This is a genomic window from Winkia sp. C0117E2 (genome assembly GCF_056590455.1).
In genome coordinates this window covers 1-21,600 of record NZ_JBWPWD010000002.1, presented here as the reverse complement: position 1 = coordinate 21,600, position 21,600 = coordinate 1, and the positions used below count along the sequence as shown (strand labels likewise).

Sequence of the window (21,600 nt, the reverse complement as noted above, 5' to 3'; positions counted from 1 at the left end):
TTTTATTTCCTTCCCGATGCTAGTTCAGCGGCCGTAGCGGCTCCGCCATCCATCGTTTCAACCATGGTTACGAGCGGGTGGTTAGCTTCTTCCAAGATGGCCCGGCCCTCTTCGACGTTGTTGCCATCCAAGCGCACGACCAGGGGTTTGGAGGCCGCATCGCCAAGCAGACGCAGGGCTTCGACAATGCCCTTTGCCACCTGATCGCAGGCGGTAATTCCCCCGAACACGTTCACGAAGACGCTAGCAACCTGCGGGTCCCCTAAGATGATCTCTAGCCCATTGGCCATGACTTCGGCGGAAGCACCGCCGCCAATATCCAGGAAGTTTGCGGGCTTTACCCCGTATTCCTCGCCGGCGTATGCAACTACGTCCAGCGTGGACATGACCAACCCGGCGCCGTTGCCAATAATGCCTACCTGCCCCTCAAGGTGCACGTAGTTGAGGCCCGTCTCTTTTGCCTTAGCTTCGAGCGGGTCCTGAGCCTGGGCATCAACAAATTGGGCATGTTCCTTGTGACGGAAGCGCGCATTGTTGTCTAGCGTAACTTTGCCATCGAGCGCAATGATCTGCCCGTCGGTGGCGCGCACCAGCGGGTTCACCTCGACCAGCTGCGCGTCCTCTTTTTGGTAAACCTCCCATAGCTTCACCAAGACGGGGATAATTGGCGCTGCCTCTTCGTCCGAGAACCCCGCTTCGGTAAGGATCTGCGCCGCTACCTGTTGGTCGATTCCCTTGGCGTCAAGTGGCATCTTTGCCAGCGCCTCCGGGCGTTCCTTCGCCAGCTGCTCAATTTCCATCCCGCCCTCGCGCGAGCACATTGCCAGGTGGCGCCTATTGGAACGGTCCAGCAGGATCGAAAAGTAGAACTCGGCGTCAATGTCGGCCCCAGCGGCCACCATGACCTTGTGGACTTTATGGCCTTTGATATCTAGCCCCAGGATCGCCTCGGCAGCCTCTGCAGCTTCCTGCGGGGTGCGAGCCAGCTTCACGCCGCCAGCCTTACCGCGCCCGCCGGTTTTTACTTGCGCCTTTACGACAACCAGATCTGCTGCCAATTCCTTGGCGGCAGCAGCTGCTTCCTGCGGCGTAGTAGCAATCTTTCCAGGTAGTACGGGGACTTCGTGTGCCGCGAAAAGTTCGCGGGCTTGGTACTCATAAAGGTCCACGCCTTCGTCCTTCCGGTAGTCAATTCTCGACCTCGAGAAATTGTACCAAGCCTATCGCCTGATTCCGCTGCTCGCACCGCAAAACGGGGCCCACCCAAACAGACAAAAGTAGGTCCGCAGCCAACTATGGGCCCGGACCTTGGCTTTTGCGTAAAAGCGCTAGCTAAAGCTTTTCTAGCGGAGCGAATCGAAGTACGAGACGCTTCACCGTGCCGTCCCCGAAATCTACCTTGGCGGTGGTGTTGGGCCAGTTCCCTTCGAGGGCGAGGACGCGCCCCAACCCATAGGCGTCGTGGTTGACTCGATCCCCCACCTCCAAGTGGATTTCCTTGCCCGCCGGCTTAGCAGCCTTAGGCACCATGCGGTTGGTGCGAACTGTGCCGGCGCGGTGGGATGGGTTCCAGCCCCCCGAACCGAAGGCATCCCCCGAGCGCGCAATGGACTGGGTAGGCGTAAATTCGCGGCGCACGTCTACCAGCTCGGCAGGAATGTCGTCTAAGAATCGCGAAGCTGGCAGTTCCACGGGCGCGCCCCACTGATTGCGCGAGCCAGCCCGCGTCAGATAAAGCCGTTTGCGAGCCCTGGTAATAGCCACGTAAGCGAGCCGCCGTTCCTCTGCCAGTTCGGCCGGATCGCCCATAGACCGCTGGTGTGGGAACGTGCCATCTTCCATGCCGGTCACAAATACGACCGGGAATTCTAGCCCTTTCGCCGTGTGGACGGTCATCAGCGTGACCTGCCCGCGTTCGCTGGGCACCTGGTCGGAATCCGCTACCAACGAGACGCGCTCCAAGAAATCCGCCAAGGTGCCGTCGGGCTCAGACAAATCAAATTCAGAAGCAACCGTGTGCAATTCTGCCAAGTTTTCGATTCTGCCCTCGTCCCGAGGATCCGAAGACTCGCTAAGAACCTGCACGTACCCCGATTCGTCCAGCAGGTAGTCCAGGACCTCAGCTACGCCCTCGCCGTCTTCGAGTCGTGACCGCCCTGCCGCGAGCAATTCGGCAAACTTGCGCGCGGAATTAGCTGCCCGCGTCGAAATGCCCTCTACCTGATCCAATTCCTCTAGCGCTGCCCCAAAACTAATCCCGTTCGCGCTGGCGTGAGCCGCAATAGCGCCCTCAGCTTTAGCTCCGATACCCCGCCTGGGCACATTGAGCACGCGCCGGATGGACACCGTGTCATCCGGATTCGAAACGGCCCGAAGGTAGGCGATCGCATCTTTAATTTCGGCCCGCTCATAGAACTTTGTTCCCCCCACAACGCGGTAAGGAATAGCATCGCGCATCAGCACATCTTCAATGATTCGAGATTGCGCGTTAGTGCGGTAGAAGACCGCTATGTCGCCCCAGTCATAGCCTTCATCAGCCAGCTTATTGATCTGGTCGACAACAAAGATCGCTTCCCCACGATCAGATTCAGCAGCATCGACCACGATCTTGTCGCCAGAACCCAAATCAGTCCACAGCTTCTTTGGACGCCGCCCCGAATTCTGGGCAATAACCGCATTGGCCGCACTCAAAATGTTTTGGGTGGAACGGTAATTCTGTTCCAGCAAAATAGTGCGCGCCTTCGGATAATCCTTCTCAAACTCTTCGATATTGCGGATCGTGGCCCCACGGAAAGCGTAAATAGACTGGTCTGAATCGCCCACAACGGTAAGTTCTGCGGGCGGCGGAGTTGCCCCATCGGGGCCAACTAGCAATTTCACCAGCACGTACTGGGCGTGGTTGGTGTCCTGGTATTCGTCTACCAGAATGTGCCGGAACACGCGCCGGTAGTGGCTGGCTACGCCCTCGTTATCGCCCAATAGCTGCACCGTAAGCATGATCAGGTCGTCAAAATCTACGGCGTTCGCCTCTTGCATACGCTTTTGGTAGAGCGGATAAATCTGCGCCACTATGCGCGAAAGCGGATCTTTACCAGCGCGCTCCTGGTACTGGCTCGGCGTTATTAATTCGTTCTTCAGATCCGAGATGCGTGCCGACAAGGTGCGCGCAGAAAACTTCTTTAGATCTACCGCCTTCTCTTTGGCAATCAGCGTCAGCAACCGTTGCTGATCAGCCGAATCGTAGATCGAGAAAGTAGATTTGAGCCCAACCAGGTCGTGTTCGCGGCGCAAAATGCGCACGCAGGCAGAGTGGAACGTGGACACCCACATGCGCTTTGCGGCGGGTCCCACCAGATCCTGGACGCGTTCGCGCATCTCGGCAGCCGCCTTATTAGTGAAGGTAATGGCCAAGATCTGCCCGGCACGTGCCCGCCCAGTAGCCAGCAAGTAGGCGATTCGCCTAGTGAGCACCCGGGTCTTACCCGATCCTGCCCCTGCCATAACCAGCAGCGGCCCACCCTGGTAAGTAACCGCCTGTTCCTGGGGCCCATTCAGCCCCTGCGTTATCTGCTCTGCCTGCATCGAGGGCGAATATTCGCCCACCTGATCGGCCTCTGGCGCCTGTATTTGCGCCAACGAGTCCATGTAGTCCTGATCAGATTCGACCATTACCTGCGGCAAAGTGGCTGCCGCTGTCGGTTTCAGCGAACTTGCCGGAAGAAGAGCATCAAACAAAGATTCCACTCTTCAACCCTAACGGGCGCCACCGACAAATGGCACTCAGCTAGATGAGACTCCTTGCACTAGCCCACCTGGTCAGCTCGTTACGGTTCGACAGCTGCAGTTTGCGCAGCACTTTCGACACGTGCGTTTCCACAGTCTTGATTGAAATGAACAGCTTTGCCGCCACTTCCTTGTAGGTATAACCGCGAGCGATGAGCCGCATCACTTCCAGCTCCCGGGCGCTAAGCCGGTCCAGTTCTTCGTCGGTGCCAGCCACCTGTTGGGTGCCAAATGCGTCGAGGACGAATCCCGCCAAACGCGGCGAGAAGGCCGCGTCTCCACCGGCCACCCGTTCTATGGCATCGACTAGCTCTGCTGCTTCAATGGATTTGGTTACGTAACCGCGAGCGCCGGCACGAATAACGCTCACCACGTCCGTGGCGGCGTCCGATACGGAAAGCGCTAAGCACTTGGTTACCGTCGAGATTTGGGAGGCCACTTCGGCCCCGCCGCCGCCTCGTCCTCCGGGTAGATGCACGTCGAGCAACACCACATCTGGGCTGGTGAGCGTCACTACCTCGAGGGCGCTCTCGACATCAGCCGCCTCCCCTACTACCTCGACGCGCTCGGGAAAGGCTGACAGTTCCGACCGCACCCCTGCCCGCACGAGCGCATGGTCGTCGACGATTACTACGGTGATCATTCGTCCTCCAAGAACAGGTAGATTTCGGTGCCGGCACTACCGGAAGTGATGGTGGCTTTCCCGCCGAGCCTCTTTGCTCTTCCCAGTATAGAATCGCGAACCCCGTGCCGGTCCTGCGGGATCTTTTCCACATCGAAACCGGCACCGCGATCTTTGACCCAAACCTCTACCTGGGAACCAGAGCATTCCATGTACACGGAGATGGGTGGCTTTCCGTGAACGGCGGCGTTTTGGCACGCTTCCTGGACTATTGCTCCGGCGTTGTGCGTCATCACTCCCGGGGCCATATCCGCCACGTGCACGTATTCAATGGGCACGCCGTAGCGGTCTTCTACCTGCGCTATCTTTGCGCCCACCAAGGCCACCAGAGAATCATATTGGGAGCCCTCGCCCTCGTATAGCCACGTGCGCAGCTCGCGTTCTTGGCGGCGCGCAAGTGTTCGCACCGAGGCCGGTTCCTCCGCCCTCGCCCGAATTAGAGCCAGGGTCTGCAGCACGGAATCGTGCAGATGGGCGGCAATGTCAGCGCGCGTTGCCTCGCGGATCTGTTCGGCGCGGCTCGCCCCTAGCTCGCGAGTTAGGCGCACCCATACGGGGGCGAGGACGGCTCCCACCCCCACCAATACGGCGCAGGAGACCAGAGCGGAGTCGAAGAGGTTGGTGTATGTGCCCCTTCCTACTAGGTGCACCATCCCAATGGCGACCAGTACGATTCCCGCGCCAATGGCCAAGTAGGTCCTTCTAGCGGTCGATTCGCCTAAATCTTTGCGGGTCCAGATAAGCAGTGCTCCAGTCCCTATCAAAAGCACTGACCAGCTCCAAGACGGTAAGGAGCGAACGTGCGTGAGCCCCAGAGCCAGAGCGGCAGCCGCGACCAGCACTAGGATGCCGGCCCCAATCAAGAAACGCCGAGGCGCTGTTTCGTCTGCCTGTTCTACTTGCTTTTCCGCCAGCGTGCGCGCCAACGCGCCACTTTCTTTACGTCGCAGTGATTCACCGGTAGTGTACGGGTTTTCCGAGGGCACGGCGATCCACAGCCAAAGGTAGATCAGCAACCCTAGCCCGGCTAGTGAGACAGCCGCGATAATTACTCGCAGCAACCTCACGTCTATTGCAGTGTGCAAAGACAACCCTGAGCAAATCCCGGCCACCCAGGGTTTGGGAGCCCCGGTCTGGCGGGCTACAGGGGTACTTATCCTTCGCAGTGGCACTCTCATGGCTTAGATGATTGCACGCCCTCTTCAGCTTTTACAGAAATTAGCGGAAATATCAGGGCCAAATCAGGGGAACCCCTAATAGTATTTGCCCCACCGCAGTGATGTGATTTATTCATGGCTACTGAAAAGAAAAAGCTGTCCACCAAATTAGCCGAGGCAGGCTGGATTCGTTCCTCGGGAACCCTAGGAGGAGTGTGCCAGGCAGTCACGACTGTCACCGGATACGACATCAACCTAGTTCGCGTGCTCACCGTTGTCTTTGCGATCCTCTTCCTTCCAGGTACCCTGGCCGCCTACGGTTTCGCGTGGCTACTGATTCCAGACGAGACTTACACTTCCCACCTGGACCGCTTTTCCTCGCCCTCGGCCGGCTTCTTCGGGGCAATACTGTTCATCGTGCTGGCAATTATGGCTGGGGTAGATACCAACTATTCAGTAGCAAGTGCGTGGGGAGCGCTCCTCGGCGCTGCCCTGCTGGCGCTACTCATATATAAAGCCACCCAAACTCCCAAGCAGACCCAGGTGCCAAAGCAGAACAGCACGCCGGCCCCCGCCTCGCCAACACCTGCCTCCCAAATGGCGCAGGTGCCCAGCAAACCTCTACCTCCCAGGAAGAAAAAACCAGCTCTCAATGCCGTAGTACAGCTCCTCTCGGTAGCTGTTGCCCTGTTTGCCGCAGCGCTCTACGTCGCCTTCACGGCTCCACTTACCGCCTCTAAGCTCCTGGCAGCTTTCGGCATTGCTATGGCCATTGCGGCAGCGGTTGCGTTGGTGGCAAATATCTTCGGAAGGAAAAGTGGCCTCCCAGGAGCAGTCGCCACCCTGGCACTAATATTTGGCTCCCCCATGATCATCGGAGTGTGGGCGGCGCCAAAACCGCTGGCAGACACTCCCGTGCAAGATGCCACCAAGATGCTGACTGACACAGCTTTCCAGTTGCGGGCCGAAACGGTCACCGACCTAAATTATGAGGAAAAGGGGAAGATCCAGTCTCACTCCTATGCCTCCGACGCGACCGTCTTACTGCCGCTAAATTGGAAGGGCACAGTACGAATCACAGTCGATCAGGGACGCTCAATTTACACCGCGTTGCCTTCCTCGTGGGAGTCAACTATGCCAAAGCCCACTGTCTCACTGTCATTTGATACCACGCGACTACCCCTAATCAGTTCCGCTCTTGCGGATTCCAATCTGCAATTAGCACCGGGAAAGTACGAAATTCGCTCTTTCCAACCGCAACAGACAAAAACCTTCCTACTGCAACGTGGGAGTGCAGAAGAACGGGCCACAAACACCTACGACCTTAGAGTCAAAGGCGGTCGCCTCACCATAGTAGAAGGGAAAATCAAATGAGCACCCCGATCCCCAACGAGCCAACCCAGGAACTTCCCCAGACTGACTGGCGCCAGCTAGGTGGGCCCACGCCCTCGGAAGAAGTGCCCCCAACGGCACCGCTGCCGCGTCAACCTGCACCAGCGCCGCAGACGGCGATTCCCCGGATTCCCCCAGTACAGCTGGTGCCCAAAGTTTCCGGCGCAGCAATCGCTTGGTACGTATTGGCGCTTTCCGCGGCAGTATTGGCGATCCTGATAGGCGCCGGCGTTCACCTGAGCGCCACTTCCGTGTGGATATTCCTACTAACAACGGTGGGCCTAGGGCTAGTACTCTCAGCTCTAGCGACGCTGCTACGCAAAAACGACAAGGCGGAAAATTTTAAGTCTAAACACAAATAAACATTAAAGTCCAGATTCGAAATTTCTAGGGAAACGCTAATCTGCCTACTTCGATCGCCCTCTTCAATGCCGGTGGGGCCGCCTTTGCGAACATTAAAAGACGAGGTAAAAGGCGGTTGCGTGAGTTTCTTCGAAGCGATTTTGACTAGCCAAGAGCCACTCCTTTCCCTATGGTCGGATTTAGGAGCTAACCGGCTCTGAGTGACACAAGAAATGAGGACCGCTCATGAAGTTGACTAGCAAGATTGCAGCTACTTTCGGTAGCGGCGCACTGCTCGCCACGATGGCAGCAGCCCCGGCGCTAGCGGCTACCGATACCGACACCTACCCAGAGACTCCGGCCAACAACGCCAATCTCCCGATCATTCACACTTCGCACGGCAGCGATCACATCAAGGCGAACATTCTGAATCCTCGCCCGATCTGCAACGCCTGGGAAGATCACCGCACCGTGGTTTACAAGGTGACCGACAACTTCGCCCCGGTGGGAACCATTTCGACCACTAACAAGTCGAAGAACACCATCCCGCTATCGCAGTCGCTGTCCAAGTCGCAGACCATCTCCATTTCGGTCAACGGTTCGCAGAGCGAAACCCTGAGCGTCAACCTGGGCGGCTCCGGCAAGGTCGGCAAGGATGGCAACGCCGAAGCTGGCATCGCCTACACCCTAGCCAAGAAGATCGGCGGAGAAGCCTCCTACTCCCTCACTTGGGAAACCGGCCAGGAAATTGGCCCCTACGACGTACCCGCAGGACACACCGGCGAGGCCACCTACGGCTTCCGCACCATCGCGATGACCGGCACCCAGCAGTACTGCAAGCCGAACGGCACCTGGTCTACCCCGACCGCATGGCGCGCCTTCGTTCCGATCAAGAACGAAGTCCAGATGAAGCTGTACGACAACCCGGCCGATTCCTACTGATACGGAGATAACTAATGCTAAAGAAGCACATCACTCGTGCAGCCGCTGCTGCCTTTGCATTTTCCACCGGCATCGCTGCCTTTGGTGGTTCGGCTCTAGCAGCCGACTCTCCTAAGGCCGAGCTAGACCTCGCCCCCAGCTACACCGTTTCCGGCATGAAGTCCCCGGGCTTCGCCGGCTCGGTAGCCGTCCACGTGAAGAACGTTGGCTCGCAGCGCTACTACGGCGAGTTCCCGGCCATCCGTTTCCACGTCAAGGTGAAGACTGCTCAGGGCCCGCGCGGCGTTGATCGTCTGATCACCACCGGCAATCTCGAGGGCGCTTACACTCGCGACCTTGGCTTCGACGCCAAGACCTCGACCCGCACTTTCGAGATCACCCTGTCCAACCCGGTCAACGTCGGCGAAGACCAGCTAATCGGCTGGTTCTCCTTCGGTGACGGCGACACCCAGGAAGGCCGCCTGAAGAACTACATCACCGTTACCCAGGTTTCCCGCCTAGACGGGGACAACTCCAAGGGGAATGATCAGAACGTTGATTCGCGTTCGCACACCACCCTTGACACTGGCGGAAAGTCCGCCGGAATCTTCTAGTCTTTCTGACCTGGTGTAGATGAAAGAGTTGTGGGGCGCGCATGCGCCCCACAACTTTTTAACCCAAATCTTGGCGTACGTTCGCTCTCCCGACTCCGGAGTGCACGTTCACTCTCCACAAAGTTGCCACGCCCCGACTCAATGTACTTTCCGCCACTTCGATTATATTTTGTTAATCTTATTTTTAACACTTCCCACCCGGTAAGCCTATATTCAGCGGATTCGGACTAGCGAAGATTAATTCAGCATCAAAACGTAAGTTACCTTAAGAATTTCTAATCTAAAACCGCTGGCGACCTGGGCTTTTAAGCCCTAATGTTTGAAACAGAGCAACCGCTCAGCCCATCTAACCAGTTTCAAAGGAATGATTATGAAGCTCACCCGCGTAGCTGGCGCCCTCGGTGGCAGCGCACTACTGCTCTCGGTAGTCGCAGCTCCCGCAATGGCGGACACTATTACCAATACTTACCCAGAGACTCCGAAGACCAACGCGAACCTGCCCATCGTGCACACTTCGCACGGCAGCGATCACATCAAGGCGAACATCCTGAATCCTCACCCGATCTGCAACGCCTGGGAAGATCACCGCACCGTGGTCTACAAGGTGACCGACAACTTCCTGCCGGTTGGCACCATTTCGACCACTAACAAGTCGAAGAACACCATCCCACTAAAGCAGTCGCTGTCCAAGTCGCAGTCCATCTCTATCTCGGTCAACGGCTCGCAGAGCGAAACTCTGAACATCAACCTAGGCGGCTCCGGCAAGGTCGGCAAGGACGGCAACGCCAATGCTGGCATCGCCTACACCCTAGCCAAGGAAATCGGCGGCTCTGCCTCCTACTCCCTGTCCTGGCAGACTGGCCAGGACATTGGCCCCTACGACGTTCCCGCTGGTTACACCGGCGAGGCCACCTACGGGTTCCGTTCCATCTCTATGACTGGCACCCAGCAGTACTGCAAGCCGAACGGCACCTGGTCTACTCCGACCGCATGGCGGGCCTTCGTTCCGATCAAGAACGAAGTTCAGATGAAGCTGTACAACAACCCGGCAGACTCTTACTGAGCCTAGAAAGTAGAAGGAAGTAACAAAATGAAGCGTTTTACTCGTGCTGCTGCAGCAACCTTCGCACTTGCCACTGGCATTGCTGGGTTCGGCATCTCTTCAGCTAACGCTGCCGTCACCCACGAAAAGGATCTGACCGCTTCCATGACCGTGTCCGGCATGAAGGCCGCTGGCTTTGCTGGCTCGGTTGGCATCCACATCAAGAACGTTGGCTCGCAGCGCTACTATGGCGAATTCCCGGCCATTCGTTTCCGCATCGATGTCAAGACCGCTCAGGGCCCGCGCGGCGTTGATCGTCTGATCACCACCGGCAACCTCAACGGCGCCTACATTCGCGACCTTGGCTTCAACACCAAGACCTCGACTCGTTCCTTCGAGCTGACCCTGTCCAACCCGGTCAACGTCGGCGAAGATCAGCTCGTCGGCTGGTTGTCCTTCGGTGACGGCGACACCCAGGAAGGCCGCCTGAAGAACTACATCACCATCACCCAGGTTTCCCGCCTGGACAGTGACAAGTCCAAGGAAAACGACCAGAACATTGATTCTCGTTCGCACACCACTCTTGACACTGGTGGAGCCGCCAAGGGCATCTTCTAAGTCATAGATAAGCTAGTGCCCCGGTCTCAATAGGGCCGGGGCACTACCAGTTCTTCTTGCCTCACCAGAGGCACCCACGCAGAAGAACAGAGGGTATAAGGGTGCCGACGGATTTCTCCGCCGGCACCCTTATTTTTATTCGATTGTTACTTGCCCAAGTTGCTGTAGCGATCCAGCTCTTCCTGGACTACGTCCTCGTCAAGCTTCTGGAATACGGGCTTCGGCTTCGCAATGGGCGTACCCACAGTGACAGCGTGTCGTTCCCACTTCGGGGCCGACGTGTAGTCACCAGTAATGATCGGGTACACACGTGCAGAACCGTCCTCGGCCTTCACATCTAGGTCTTCGACCTCTTCAATGTGCGGCATCGGAGCCACCTTCCCTTCTCCGCCCATAACCTTGTCGATGGCGTTGGCAGAAAATGGCAGGAAGGGCGACAGCAGCAGATTCAGGTCAGAGACAACCTGCGCCAGAGTCCATAAGATCGTGCCCAGTCGCGGCAGTTCCTCTTCGGCCTTCAGCTTGAAAGGCTGCGTTTCTGCCACGTAGCGGTTAGCCTCGCCAACCAGACGCATCGCCTCAGAAAGCGCGGCTTTCTGCCTGTGGGTGCGGATGAGCTTACCAACGGTATCGAAGCCTTCCTGAACCGCGTCGAGCAGTTTCTGGTCGATCTCTTTTAGCTCATCCGGCTGCGGGATCTGCCCGAAGCGCTTGTGAATCATGGAAGCGGTGCGGTTCACCAAGTTGCCCCACCCGGCCACCAGTTCGCCATTAGTGCGACGGACGAATTCCTGCCAGGTGAAGTCTGCGTCGTGAGTCTCGGGGCCAGCTGCGGAAATGAAGTAACGCAACGCGTCCGCCTGATACCTCTCTAGCATGTCACGCACGTAAATGACGATGCCCCTAGAAGAAGCAAATTTCTTCCCTTCCATAGTCAGGAACTCGGAAGAAACCACCTCGGTTGGCAGATTCAGCTGCCCTAGGTCGCCGGGCTCACCGCCCTTGTCTCCCTTGCCGTTGTAGCCCAGCAACTCCGCCGGCCAAATCTGAGAGTGGAAGACAATGTTGTCCTTACCCATGAAGTAGTAGGAAAGGGCCTCTGGATCGTTCCACCACTTGCGCCATGCCTCTGGGTCACCATTGCGGCGAGCCCATTCGATGGAAGCCGACAGGTAGCCGACTACGGCGTCGAACCACACGTACAAACGCTTGTTCGGCTGGTCTTCCCAGCCCGGTACCGGGATACCCCAGTCGATGTCGCGAGTCATTGCGCGCGGCTTGATCTCGCCAAGTAGGTTCTGGCTAAAACGAATCACATTCGGACGCCAGGTATCGGATTCCTCGCGCTCGTCTAGCCACTCGCCCAGCGCCTTCGCTAACGCGGGCAAATCCAGGAAGTAGTGGGTTGTCTCGACAAACTCGGGAGTCTCCCCATTGATCTTGGAACGCGGCTTGATCAGATCGGTAGGATCAAGCTGCTTTCCGCAGTTATCGCACTGGTCGCCGCGAGCGCCCTCGTACCCGCAAAGCGGGCAGGTACCCTCGATGTAGCGGTCAGGCAGGGTACGCCCTGTAGAGGGGCTGATCGCTGCACCCATGGACTGCTCGATCATGTACCCGTTGTCGCGTACAGTTTCGAACATAGACTGAACCACCTTGTAGTGGTTGCCCGTGGTGGTGCGGGTGAACAGGTCGTAAGACAAGCCCAAAGCAGTAAGATCCTGCACGATTAGGCGATTGTTTCGGTCGGCCAGCTCCCTGGCGCTTATGCCCTCGGCATCTGCAGCAACCAGAATCGGAGTGCCATGTTCGTCCGTACCGGAAACCATGAGTACATCGTGGCCTGCCATTCGCATGTAGCGGCTAAAGACGTCCGAGGGGACGCCAAAACCTGCGACGTGTCCAATATGACGGGGCCCGTTAGCGTAGGGCCAGGCAACAGAAGATAGTACTCGACTCATACGTCCAATACTAGTAGGTTTTTCGGATCAGTTTCACCGCACATTTCCTGGTGTATGATATCGGCAATTATTCGCAACGTTCTTAGGGGTAATAATGCCAAAGGCCCTTTTGGTAGTAGACGTCCAGCCCACTTTTTGCGAAGGCGGTGAATTGCCTGTCACCGGCGGTAATAAGGTAGCCGAAGACGTTGCTGACTTTGTGCGCGCCCACCGCCAGGACTACGCCCTCATCTGCACCACCCAGGATTGGCACATCTCACCAGGTGACCATTTTTCGGAAAACCCCGATTTTGTGGATTCTTGGCCACCGCACGGGGTAGCTGGAACGGCCAACGCCGAGCTACATCCCGCGTTAGCCGATTTGCACGCGGACGCTGCCGTCAAGAAGGGCGCTTACGCTGCGGCCTATTCCGGATTCGAGGGCGAAGACGCAGATGGGCGCCTCCTGGGCGACATTTTGCGGGAGGCCGGCATCGACGCAGTTGATGTGGTAGGCCTTGCCGAATCCCACTGCGTCAAGGACACTGCGTTAGATGCGGTAAAAGCCGGCCTGCGCACCACGGTGTTTACGGATCTGACTAAGCCGGTCTCCGCCGAACTTGGCCAGAAGGCTCGCGAGGAACTAAAAGAAGCCGGAGTGGAACTTACTTCTTCTTCTTTTTAGCCTGATTCTTTAGCTCAATGGCTGCTTCATAGAGGTCATTCTTGGACACGTCGTGCTTTTTCGCGACGTGTTTGGCAGCAGCTTTCAGTTTCACGCCCTCTTCGACCAATTCCATGACTTCGCGCGCTAGCGAAGCCGTGTCCGTTTTCCGCTTGGGAGCGCCGGCAACCACCAGGGTAATCTCGCCTAGCATGTCTTTTTCAGTGAAATCGACCAGCTGACTCAAGGTGCCGCGGACGACTTCTTCGTGAGTCTTGGTGAGTTCGCGACAGATGACCCCTTCGCGCTCACCGCCAAAGGCGCTCGCCATTGCTGCCAGGGTGTCGTGCACCCGCCTGGGGGACTCGAAGAAAATCATGGTGCGAGCTTCGTCGGCCAAATCCCCTAGTCGATTCGCTTGAGCGCCAGCCTTGCGCGGCAGGAACCCTTCGAAGCAGAAACGATCCGAGGGAAGCCCAGAAATAGCCAGGGCGGTAAGCACTGCCGAAGGGCCGGGCAGCACCGAGATCGGCACTCCAGCTTTGGCGGCTTCTGCCACCAGACGGTAGCCGGGGTCAGATACGGTTGGCATCCCCGCATCGCTTACCACCACTACTCGTTCCCCATCGGCTGCGGCTTCAAGCAATCTGTTGACCCGATCCCGTTCATTATGTTCATGGAAGGAGATGATGTTGCCATTGATGCGGGTGTTCAGACGAGACGCTAGATTTAGTGCCCGCCTGGTATCCTCGGCCGCGACAATGTCTGCTTGGGCTAGAGCTGAAGCCAGCCTGGGAGGGGCATCTTTCGCATCGCCGATGGGCGTGCCCGCCAACAAAATCGATCCTGGTACTTGAACGGTTTCTTCACTCACGGGTTAAGAGTCTCACGAAATCTGCAATTTTTCGTCCCGTGCCCACAGACCCTTATTAAGTACACTGGTGGGGTGAAGCGCCCACTCTCAAACCAAAAATGGCAGATCATTTGCACCTTACTGTGCACGCTCGTAGCCGCTATTGTGCGCTTTGCCCGGCTCGGAGTTATCAAAATACTCATATTTGACGAGACCTACTACGTGAAGGACGCCTACGCCCTCGCCCATCTTGGCTACGAAGCGAAGTGGACTAAGGACAAGGACGCGCTGTTCAATGCCGGGGATTTCTCGGCTCTTTCTACCGATCCCCAATTTGTGGTGCACCCCCCGTTGGGCAAATACCTCATAGCCTTAGGCCCAAAGCTGTTCGGCTGGGACAGCGCCTTTGGATGGCGGTTCATGGCCGCCCTCTTCGGCACCATCTTGGTGGCGCTAACCTGCGTTATTGCGTCGCGCCTATTTAAGTCTGTGCCCATCACAGCACTAGCCGGAAGCTTCGTCGCCTTTGACGGGATAGCAGTGACTCTTTCCCGCACTTCCCTGCTGGACGTGTTCTTGGCGGTGTTTGTGCTTGCCGCTTTCCTGTTTATAATTCTTGACTACCAACATATTCGAGGGCGGCTGTCCGCAAGTAGTCCTTTTGCGGGAGTCTTCTTCCGCCCCTATCTACTATGCGCCGGAGTGTTGGCCGGGGCGGCTTGCGCAGTCAAATGGTCCGGAGTGTGGGTGCTGGCAGGCCTGGGGCTCACAGTTTTCGGCTACGAACTAGCCGCCAGGTGGCGGAACCGCCGCCGGGTGAGGGCTCTATTTGGCGCTATTTGCTGCGGCGGAATTCCCGCCTTCTTTCAGCTAGTCCCGGTAGCGCTGGGAACCTACCTGCTGACGTGGGGAAACTGGTTTTTTGGGCACAAAGGATGGAGCGCAAAATCACCGGGCAACCACTTTGCCAACTGGCTGTCCTACCAGCGCGAAGTTTATGAATTCCACGTCGGCCTTACCAAAGACCACACTTACCAGGCCAATGCCCTGCAGTGGATTTTCGACTTGCGCCCCACTTCCTTCGCCTATCAAAAACCATACGGCGGCGAGGGCGACTATTTGGTGCGCGCGGTCCTCGCTCTAGGCAATCCGCTGCTGTGGTGGATTGGCATCATTGCTCTTCTTTGGCTCGTCTACGCAAGCTTGCGGTACCGCCAATTCAAGTATGCAATTTTAGCCGTTGGCTACCTGACAACGTGGGTCCCCTGGTTCCTGTATTGGGATCGCACAATATTCATGTTCTACACGGTAGTGCTAGTGCCTTTTATTGCGCTTACGGTGGCCGCTTTCTTGGGCGCACTTTGGAAGAGCTTCCCCGGGCAGGCCACACTGTCGGTTTGCGCTAGGGTAACGGCAGCAATGTTCGTGGCCTACATCAGCTTGTCGGCTCTTTTCTTCCTGCCGCTCGCAACGGGAGCGCTAATTCCGCATTCCCACTGGCAGTGGCGCATGTGGCTGCAGTCCTGGATTTAACAAATTCTAATTTTTCTTTCCCATTTCTCTTCCGCCCGCACACTTTTTGTGCAATGATGCATATATCCCATTTGAGAGCGCTCTCAAGTTTTCTGTAGTTTCGATTGAGAGCGCTCTCATATAGGTGTTTTCCCGCAATGAGGCGGTCTTCAGCACAAAGGAGTAGCTGTTATGAACAGAAGAGTCTTGCAAGTTGGCGCCTTGATAGGACTAGGCGCCTTGTCGTTGGCGGCTTGTTCGTCAGGTTCGGAGGATTCGAAAGAATCCGCGGACGGAAAGATCACCCTAACGGTGGCCACTTTCAACGAGTTTGGTTACAACAACCTGCTATCTGAATACTCGAAGTCTCACCCCAACATCAAGGTCGTAGAGAAGAAGGCAGCAACCTCGAACGAGGCTCATGACAACATGATGACTCGACTAGCTGCCGGCTCTGGATTGTCTGACATCGAAGCAGTTGAGGTCGACTGGTGGCCAGAACTGATGCAGTACCCAGAACAGCTAACCGATCTAAAGTCAGACACCACCAAAGATCGGTGGCTCGATTGGAAGGCTAAGGCAGCCACCACTGCCGATGGCAAGCTACTAGGTGCCGGCACCGATGCGGGCCCAGAGGCTATCTGCTATCGCGCCGATCTATTCAAGAAGGCGGGGCTGCCCACGGACAGAAACGAGGTGGCAAAGCTACTGGAAGGTGGCTGGGATAACTACTTCAAGGTCGGCAAGAAGTTTGTCGACGCCACTAACATTCCGTGGTACGACGGCGCGGTAGGCACCTATCAAGGAATGATCAACCAGGTCGAAGAACCTTTCGAGAAGAAGGACAACACGGTTATTGATCTGCAGAACAACAAGCAGATCAAGGCTATTTACGACAAGCTGGTTACCGAGTCTGTAGACAATAAGCTGTCGGCACACATGGCGCAGTGGTCCGAGGACTGGACTAACTCCTTCCAGAAGGATGGCTTCGCCACGATGCTTTGCCCACCGTGGATGCTAGGCGTTGTCGAGGGCAATGCTGCGGGCGTAAAGGGCTGGGATGTGGCTCCAGTATTCCCCGGCGGTGGCGGCAACTGGGGCGGCTCTTACCTGACCGTACCTACCCAGGGCAAGCATGTGAAGGAAGCAAAGGAACTAGCTGAATGGCTGACTGCTCCCGAACAGCAAATCAAGGCTTTCAAGACTAAGGGCAACTTCCCCTCTCAGGTGAAGGCTCTCGAGTCTCCCGAGCTAACCGGCTACACCAACAAGTTCTTCAACAACGCTCCGGTGGGCAAGATCTACTCGGAGATGTCCAAGAAGATCGATGTTCAGCCTTATAAGGGACCGAACTTCTTCCCCATCACCTCCCTTGTAACCGATGCGCTAAACCGCGTTGACGTAGACAAGACGGACAACCCGGATGGCTCCTGGAAGAAGGCAATTACCGAATACAAGCAGCTCGATCTGCAACAGTAAAAAACCAATCGCCCCTAGGCCTAGCGCCTAGGGGCACTAGGAGCCTTTTATGTCTGCCAATTCCAAACTGCGCAACCGCCTTTCGCGTGCAGACACGAAGCTTTCTCCTTACCTTTACATCAGCCCGTTCTTCCTACTTTTTGCTATTACGGGCTTGTTCCCCCTGCTATACACTGCCTGGGTCTCATTGCATAAGTGGCCTCTTATTGGGGGAAATCAAGGTTTCAACGGGGTAGACAACTACGTGTCGGTGCTGCAGCATCCGGTGTTCTGGACGGCTTTGCGCAACACCTTTTCAATCTTCCTTCTTTCCTCAATCCCGCAGGTAATCCTCGCACTGTTCATTGCATGGGTGCTGGATGCGAATCTTCGGGCCAAAACTTTCTGGCGAATGGGCGTGCTTCTGCCCTACGTAGTAGCTCCGGTCGCTGTATCGCTGATCTTCTCAAAGGTCTTTGCGGACCAGTCGGGCATGATAAATACGCTGCTGGGGTACGTAGGAATCGCCCCGGTTGGGTGGCACGCATCCACGTTTGCCTCTCACATAGCAATCGCAAACATGGTCAACTTCCGCTGGACGGGCTATAACGCCCTCATCCTGCTCGCAGCCATGCAGGCGGTGCCACACGAACTATATGAGGCGGCCACTGTCGACGGGGCAGGGCCGGTGCGGCAGTTCTTCTCAGTAACTGTGCCGCAGCTCCGCTCTACCTTGATCTTCGTGATCATCACGTCCACTATCGGCGGGTTGCAAATCTTCGACGAACCCAGAATGTTCGACACGATGGGCGGCGGAGGTGCCGATAAACAGTGGCTGACTTTAACCATGTACATGTACCAGCTCGGGTGGGGCTCACAGAAGAGCTTCGGCAAGGCCTCCGCAGTAGCGTGGCTACTGTTCCTAATTGTGATTGCGTTTGCCGCTCTCAACTTCTTGCTCACGAAGCGAATTGCTTCCTCCACCCCGCATTCTCCTAAGAAGGTGACAAAGTGAGTAGCGAACCTTCCTTGGCAATGATCGAGCAGCGCTCCGGCAAGAGGGCGGCGAAAGCAGCCCGCAAGCGGCGGGCTAGAAAAGGCCAGTTTGGTCCGAACCAGCGGCCGCGCTGGTATAAGTATGTTCTACTGGTGATCATTCTGCTGGCGTCTGCCTACCCGCTGTATTTCGCTTTTCTACTTGCTTCTTCAACCGCTCCCGATATTGCGCGTTCTCCACTCCCCTCGCTAATTCCGCAGGGACACTTCTTCGAGAATCTAAGGCGCGTAATGGATTCGGGAGTTGATCTGTGGGGAGCTTTCTTGAACTCACTCATTGTTGCAGTGATCACCTCTGCTTCCGTGGTGTTCTTTTCGATGCTTGCTGGCTATTCGTTCTCCAAGCTTCGTTTCCGCGGCCGTGACGGTCTGCTTACCTTCGTGATCGCAACTATGGCGGTACCTGCCCAACTTGGCGTGGTGCCGCTATTCATGGTCATGAACAAGTTGGGATGGTCCGGCGAGCTGATTTCAGTAATCGTGCCGGGCTTGGTCAGTGCCTTCGGCGTGTTCTGGATGACTCAGTACATTCGCGATGCCCTTCCGACAGAGCTAATTGAGGCTGCTCGAGTCGATGGCGCTTCGATGTTCCGGACCTTCCTTACCGTGGCCGTGCCCGCTGCGCTTCCGGCTGCCTCGATGCTGGCCCTGTTCACTTTTGTGGGATCGTGGACGAATTTCTTCTGGCCATTCATTGTGCTGGGCGCTAAGAACCCCACTTTGCCGGTGGCTTTGCAGCTGCTGCAGGCCTCCTATTTCAAAGACTATTCGCTGATTATGACCGGTGTGGTTGTTGCTACCGTGCCGCTTCTGATCCTGTTCGTTTTCGCTGGACGCCGCCTGGTTTCTGGCGTAATGCAAGGAGCCGTAAAAGGATGAAAACCGTATCTTTACCAGAAAACTTTTTCCTTGGAGCAGCCACTGCTGCCGCTCAGATCGAGGGCGCTGCCTTCGAGGACGGAAAAGGCGCGTCTATTTGGGACACGATGTGCCGGGAGCCCGGCAGGATCGCGGACGACTCCAATATCGATGTTGCCTGCGACCATTACCACCGGGTAGACGAGGACGTGGCCCTAATTTCTAAACTGGGCCTATCTACCTACCGTTTTTCCATTTCATGGGTGCGTATCATGCCGGACGGGCGCTCGGTGAATCAGAAGGGGCTAGATTTTTACGCGTCCTTGTTGGACAAGTTAAATGCGGCTGGAATCCGCCCGTGGGTCACTTTGTATCACTGGGATCTACCCCAGCAGCTTCAGGATGCCGGCGGGTGGGCTAATCGGCAAACTGCCTATCTTTTCGCCGAGTATGCCCGCATAGTTTATTCGGCCTTAGGAGATCGAGCTCGGTACTGGACCACTCTGAACGAGCCTTGGTGTGCCTCGTTGTTGTCATATGTCGGCGGCGAGCACGCTCCCGGTCATAATGACCCGGTCGAGGGGGTTGCTGCCGCGCACCACCTACTTCTGGCTCATGGATTGGCTGCTAAGGAGATCCGCCAGATTGCCCAGCAAAAGCAGTGGGATTTACGGTTGGGCATTACCTTGAATTTCGCTTGGGCGCACGCAGCAGATGCTACTTCGGAAGCTGACAAGGATGCCGCCCGCAGAATTAATGGGGTGCAGAACCGGCTTTTTGCTGATCCAATTTTCAAGGGGGAATACCCGGCCGATGTCGTACAGGACATGGCTTTAGAGGCGGACATTCGCGATTGGATCGAAGACGGGGATCTACAGGCAATTAGTACTCCTATTGATGTGCTAGGCGTCAATTTCTATAACGGCTGTGCCGTGGCTGGCCCCCAGGACGGTTACAAGCCGGGCAAGCCGGTTCTCAATGAGCGCGGGATTTTGGGGCGCTCCCCCAACGTGGGATCAGCATCTGTTGTGGGGGTTCCTCGCGATACGCCGCATACTGCAATGGGCTGGGAAGTGGAGGCGCACGACCTCTACGAGCTGCTTATGTGGCTCGATGCGGAATATGCCAAGCAGAGCAACACAGATCTTGTGATTACCGAGAACGGAGCAGCCTACGAAGACGAGCCCGATGCCGATGGTTTCGTGGACGATTCGGCTGATCGACTTATCTACATTCGCGACCATCTTGGCGAGGCATTGCGAGCATGTCAGGACGGCGCCCACCTTGTTGGCTATCTGGTGTGGTCCTTACTGGATAACTTCGAGTGGGCGTGCGGCTACACTAAGCGATTCGGCATTGTCCGTGTCGATTACAAGACGCTGCAGAGGACGCCAAAGGCATCTGCACTTTGGTTTTCTCAGGTGGCTAGGGACAGGCAGCTGCTGATTCCTCAGGCCGACTAGGCCGGATAAGCTTGTTCTGTTAGGAGGGATAATGGCAGCCACCGTAACGCTCGAGGACGTGGCCCGTGCAGCGGGCGTATCTCGCGCTACTGCATCGCGGGTGGTGCGCGGTGGTGCCGGCGTCTCTGGCTCTAAGATTAGGGCGGTAACTGAGGCAATCTCTGCCCTCGGTTACCGTCCTAATCAAGCGGCCCGTTCTCTTGCTACTTCCAAAACGGATATGGTCGCCCTTGTCATTCCGGAACCTGATTCCCGGCTTTTTTCGGACCCGTTTTTCTCTGAGGTATTGGCAGCGGTGAATCGTTTTTTTGCCGATACGGATACTCAGCTGGTCCTTGCTATGGCAGATAGAAAGAATGACACCAGGAAGTTGCGTCCTTTCCTATATGACGGCCACGTTGACGGCGTCATCGTGGCTACTCATCACCAGATTCCTGGACAATTAGATCTTCTGATGGGCGCTCCTTTGCCCGTTGTCTTCATTGGCAGGCCTAGTGCGAACCCAACCTGTAATTCTTGGGTTGACGTAGACAACGTGCAGGCCGGTAAGTTAGCGGCGCGCCATTTGCGCGATTGCGGCGTTCGCCGCCCCGCAATTATCACCGGGCCTTTAGACATGCTTGCGGCAGCGGATCGTTTGAACGGCTTTAGACAGGTCATTGCTTCCGATTTCCCAACTTTCGAGGGCGACTTCACCGCGGCGTCAGGGACTGAAGCTGCTAGGGCCGCTATTCCGATGATTCGGGCCGGCCTTATTGATGGCCTCTACATTTGCTCAGACCTTATGGCTATGGCTGCTATCAGTGCCTTCAAGGAGGCTGGCTTGTGTGTTCCTGGGGATGTGGCTGTCGTCTCTAACGACAACACCCAAGCCGGACAAAACTACCACCCCAAACTAACCACAATCACTAACCCAGTAACCGCCCTCGGACAAACCGCAGCAACAATGCTCGCCCAAATAATCAACACACATCCCCCAACCAGGCCAACCCTACTGCCCTGCACCCTCAAACAAGGACACACAACAACCCCAACCAACTAAACCAACAACCACACCCCACCCAAAAACACAGGACACGCCCTCGGGTTGTTAAACAGGGATGGGGTTTGGCCCCCAAACCCACCACCAACAAACGGGGGGGTTTGGGGGCCAAACCAGAAGAATAATTCGTGGCAGCGTCTTACTCTCCCACACTAAAAAGTGCAGTACCATCAGCGCTGGCAAGCTTAGCTACCGGGATCGGA

General features: G+C 56.6%; 19 protein-coding genes. 13 read left to right on the top strand and 6 right to left on the bottom strand.

All coding sequences use genetic code 11. The annotated features are described in order from the left end of the window. Nucleotides 1–2: 2 nt before the first annotated feature. The 4 genes from sucC to AC1EKG_RS02485 form a co-directional block, all read right to left on the bottom strand. Entirely contained in the window at nt 3–1,169 is a 1,167-nt protein-coding gene (gene sucC / locus AC1EKG_RS02500; RefSeq protein ID WP_004805587.1) for an ADP-forming succinate--CoA ligase subunit beta, read from the bottom strand. A 163-nt stretch (nt 1,170–1,332) separates the two neighbouring features. Next, complete coding sequence (pcrA, locus tag AC1EKG_RS02495; RefSeq protein WP_004805585.1) at nt 1,333–3,744, bottom strand: DNA helicase PcrA; 2,412 nt, start codon at nt 3,742–3,744, stop codon at nt 1,333–1,335. A 40-nt stretch (nt 3,745–3,784) separates the two neighbouring features. After that, nucleotides 3,785–4,426, bottom strand: a complete 642-nt coding sequence (locus AC1EKG_RS02490) for a response regulator (protein WP_004805583.1) — start codon at nt 4,424–4,426, stop codon at nt 3,785–3,787. Next, nucleotides 4,423–5,643: an ATP-binding protein gene (locus tag AC1EKG_RS02485; protein ID WP_004805582.1), complete on the bottom strand. Its 1,221-nt coding sequence runs from the start codon at nt 5,641–5,643 to the stop codon at nt 4,423–4,425. The genes AC1EKG_RS02490 and AC1EKG_RS02485 overlap by 4 nt, the downstream gene beginning before the upstream one ends. A gap of 114 nt (nt 5,644–5,757) precedes the next feature. Here AC1EKG_RS02485 and AC1EKG_RS02480 point away from each other — a divergent pair, with 114 nt between their 5' ends. The 6 genes from AC1EKG_RS02480 (at nt 5,758) to AC1EKG_RS02455 (ending at nt 10,551) form a co-directional block, all read left to right on the top strand. Then, nucleotides 5,758–6,996 carry a PspC domain-containing protein gene (locus AC1EKG_RS02480; protein WP_004805580.1) on the top strand — a complete coding sequence of 413 codons (1,239 nt, stop codon included), beginning with the start codon at nt 5,758–5,760 and terminating at the stop codon, nt 6,994–6,996. After that, entirely contained in the window at nt 6,993–7,376 is a 384-nt protein-coding gene (locus AC1EKG_RS02475) for a hypothetical protein (RefSeq protein WP_004805577.1), read from the top strand. The genes AC1EKG_RS02480 and AC1EKG_RS02475 overlap by 4 nt, the downstream gene beginning before the upstream one ends. A 226-nt stretch (nt 7,377–7,602) precedes the next feature. Then, complete coding sequence (locus AC1EKG_RS02470; protein ID WP_004805576.1) at nt 7,603–8,298, top strand: hypothetical protein; 696 nt, start codon at nt 7,603–7,605, stop codon at nt 8,296–8,298. A gap of 14 nt (nt 8,299–8,312) precedes the next feature. Beyond that, a complete protein-coding gene (locus AC1EKG_RS02465) occupies nt 8,313–8,891 on the top strand; it encodes a hypothetical protein (protein ID WP_004805574.1) in 579 nt (192 codons plus the stop codon). A 370-nt stretch (nt 8,892–9,261) separates the two neighbouring features. Then, nucleotides 9,262–9,954: a hypothetical protein gene (locus tag AC1EKG_RS02460; protein WP_004805572.1), complete on the top strand. Its 693-nt coding sequence runs from the start codon at nt 9,262–9,264 to the stop codon at nt 9,952–9,954. A 27-nt stretch (nt 9,955–9,981) separates the two neighbouring features. Next, the gene (locus tag AC1EKG_RS02455; protein ID WP_004805570.1) at nt 9,982–10,551 is read left to right on the top strand and encodes a hypothetical protein; all 570 of its coding nucleotides are present in this window, start codon (nt 9,982–9,984) and stop codon (nt 10,549–10,551) included. Between the two features lie 146 nt (nt 10,552–10,697). Here the strand turns inward: AC1EKG_RS02455 and metG are convergent, their stop codons facing one another. Further along, nucleotides 10,698–12,512 carry a methionine--tRNA ligase gene (gene metG, locus AC1EKG_RS02450; protein ID WP_004805568.1) on the bottom strand — a complete coding sequence of 605 codons (1,815 nt, stop codon included), beginning with the start codon at nt 12,510–12,512 and terminating at the stop codon, nt 10,698–10,700. Nucleotides 12,513–12,606: 94 nt separating this feature from the next. On the opposite strand from metG, the gene AC1EKG_RS02445 reads away from it, so the two are divergent. Then, nucleotides 12,607–13,176: an isochorismatase family protein gene (locus AC1EKG_RS02445; RefSeq protein ID WP_004805566.1), complete on the top strand. Its 570-nt coding sequence runs from the start codon at nt 12,607–12,609 to the stop codon at nt 13,174–13,176. On the opposite strand, the gene rsmI is transcribed toward AC1EKG_RS02445, so the two are convergent. Continuing rightward, nucleotides 13,157–14,029 (bottom strand): 16S rRNA (cytidine(1402)-2'-O)-methyltransferase, encoded by an 873-nt coding sequence (rsmI, locus tag AC1EKG_RS02440; RefSeq protein ID WP_040314857.1) that lies wholly within the window; start codon nt 14,027–14,029, stop codon nt 13,157–13,159. The genes AC1EKG_RS02445 and rsmI overlap by 20 nt on opposite strands. 72 nt (nt 14,030–14,101) lie before the next feature. Here rsmI and AC1EKG_RS02435 point away from each other — a divergent pair, with 72 nt between their 5' ends. The 6 genes from AC1EKG_RS02435 to AC1EKG_RS02410 all read left to right on the top strand — a co-directional run bounded on the left by AC1EKG_RS02435 (nt 14,102) and on the right by AC1EKG_RS02410 (nt 21,397). Then, on the top strand, nt 14,102–15,541 hold the full coding sequence (locus AC1EKG_RS02435; RefSeq protein WP_004805562.1) for a dolichyl-phosphate-mannose--protein mannosyltransferase: 1,440 nt from the start codon (nt 14,102–14,104) through the stop codon (nt 15,539–15,541). A 171-nt stretch (nt 15,542–15,712) separates the two neighbouring features. Then, on the top strand, nt 15,713–16,999 hold the full coding sequence (locus AC1EKG_RS02430) for an ABC transporter substrate-binding protein (protein ID WP_004805560.1): 1,287 nt from the start codon (nt 15,713–15,715) through the stop codon (nt 16,997–16,999). A gap of 49 nt (nt 17,000–17,048) precedes the next feature. After that, nucleotides 17,049–17,993 carry a carbohydrate ABC transporter permease gene (locus tag AC1EKG_RS02425; RefSeq protein WP_004805558.1) on the top strand — a complete coding sequence of 315 codons (945 nt, stop codon included), beginning with the start codon at nt 17,049–17,051 and terminating at the stop codon, nt 17,991–17,993. Then, complete coding sequence (locus tag AC1EKG_RS02420) at nt 17,990–18,913, top strand: carbohydrate ABC transporter permease (RefSeq protein ID WP_004805555.1); 924 nt, start codon at nt 17,990–17,992, stop codon at nt 18,911–18,913. Before AC1EKG_RS02425 ends, AC1EKG_RS02420 begins: the two co-directional genes overlap by 4 nt. Beyond that, nucleotides 18,910–20,355 (top strand): GH1 family beta-glucosidase, encoded by a 1,446-nt coding sequence (locus AC1EKG_RS02415; protein WP_102202033.1) that lies wholly within the window; start codon nt 18,910–18,912, stop codon nt 20,353–20,355. The genes AC1EKG_RS02420 and AC1EKG_RS02415 overlap by 4 nt, the downstream gene beginning before the upstream one ends. 31 nt (nt 20,356–20,386) lie before the next feature. Beyond that, complete coding sequence (locus AC1EKG_RS02410; RefSeq protein WP_102202031.1) at nt 20,387–21,397, top strand: LacI family DNA-binding transcriptional regulator; 1,011 nt, start codon at nt 20,387–20,389, stop codon at nt 21,395–21,397. Nucleotides 21,398–21,600: the final 203 nt, after the last annotated feature.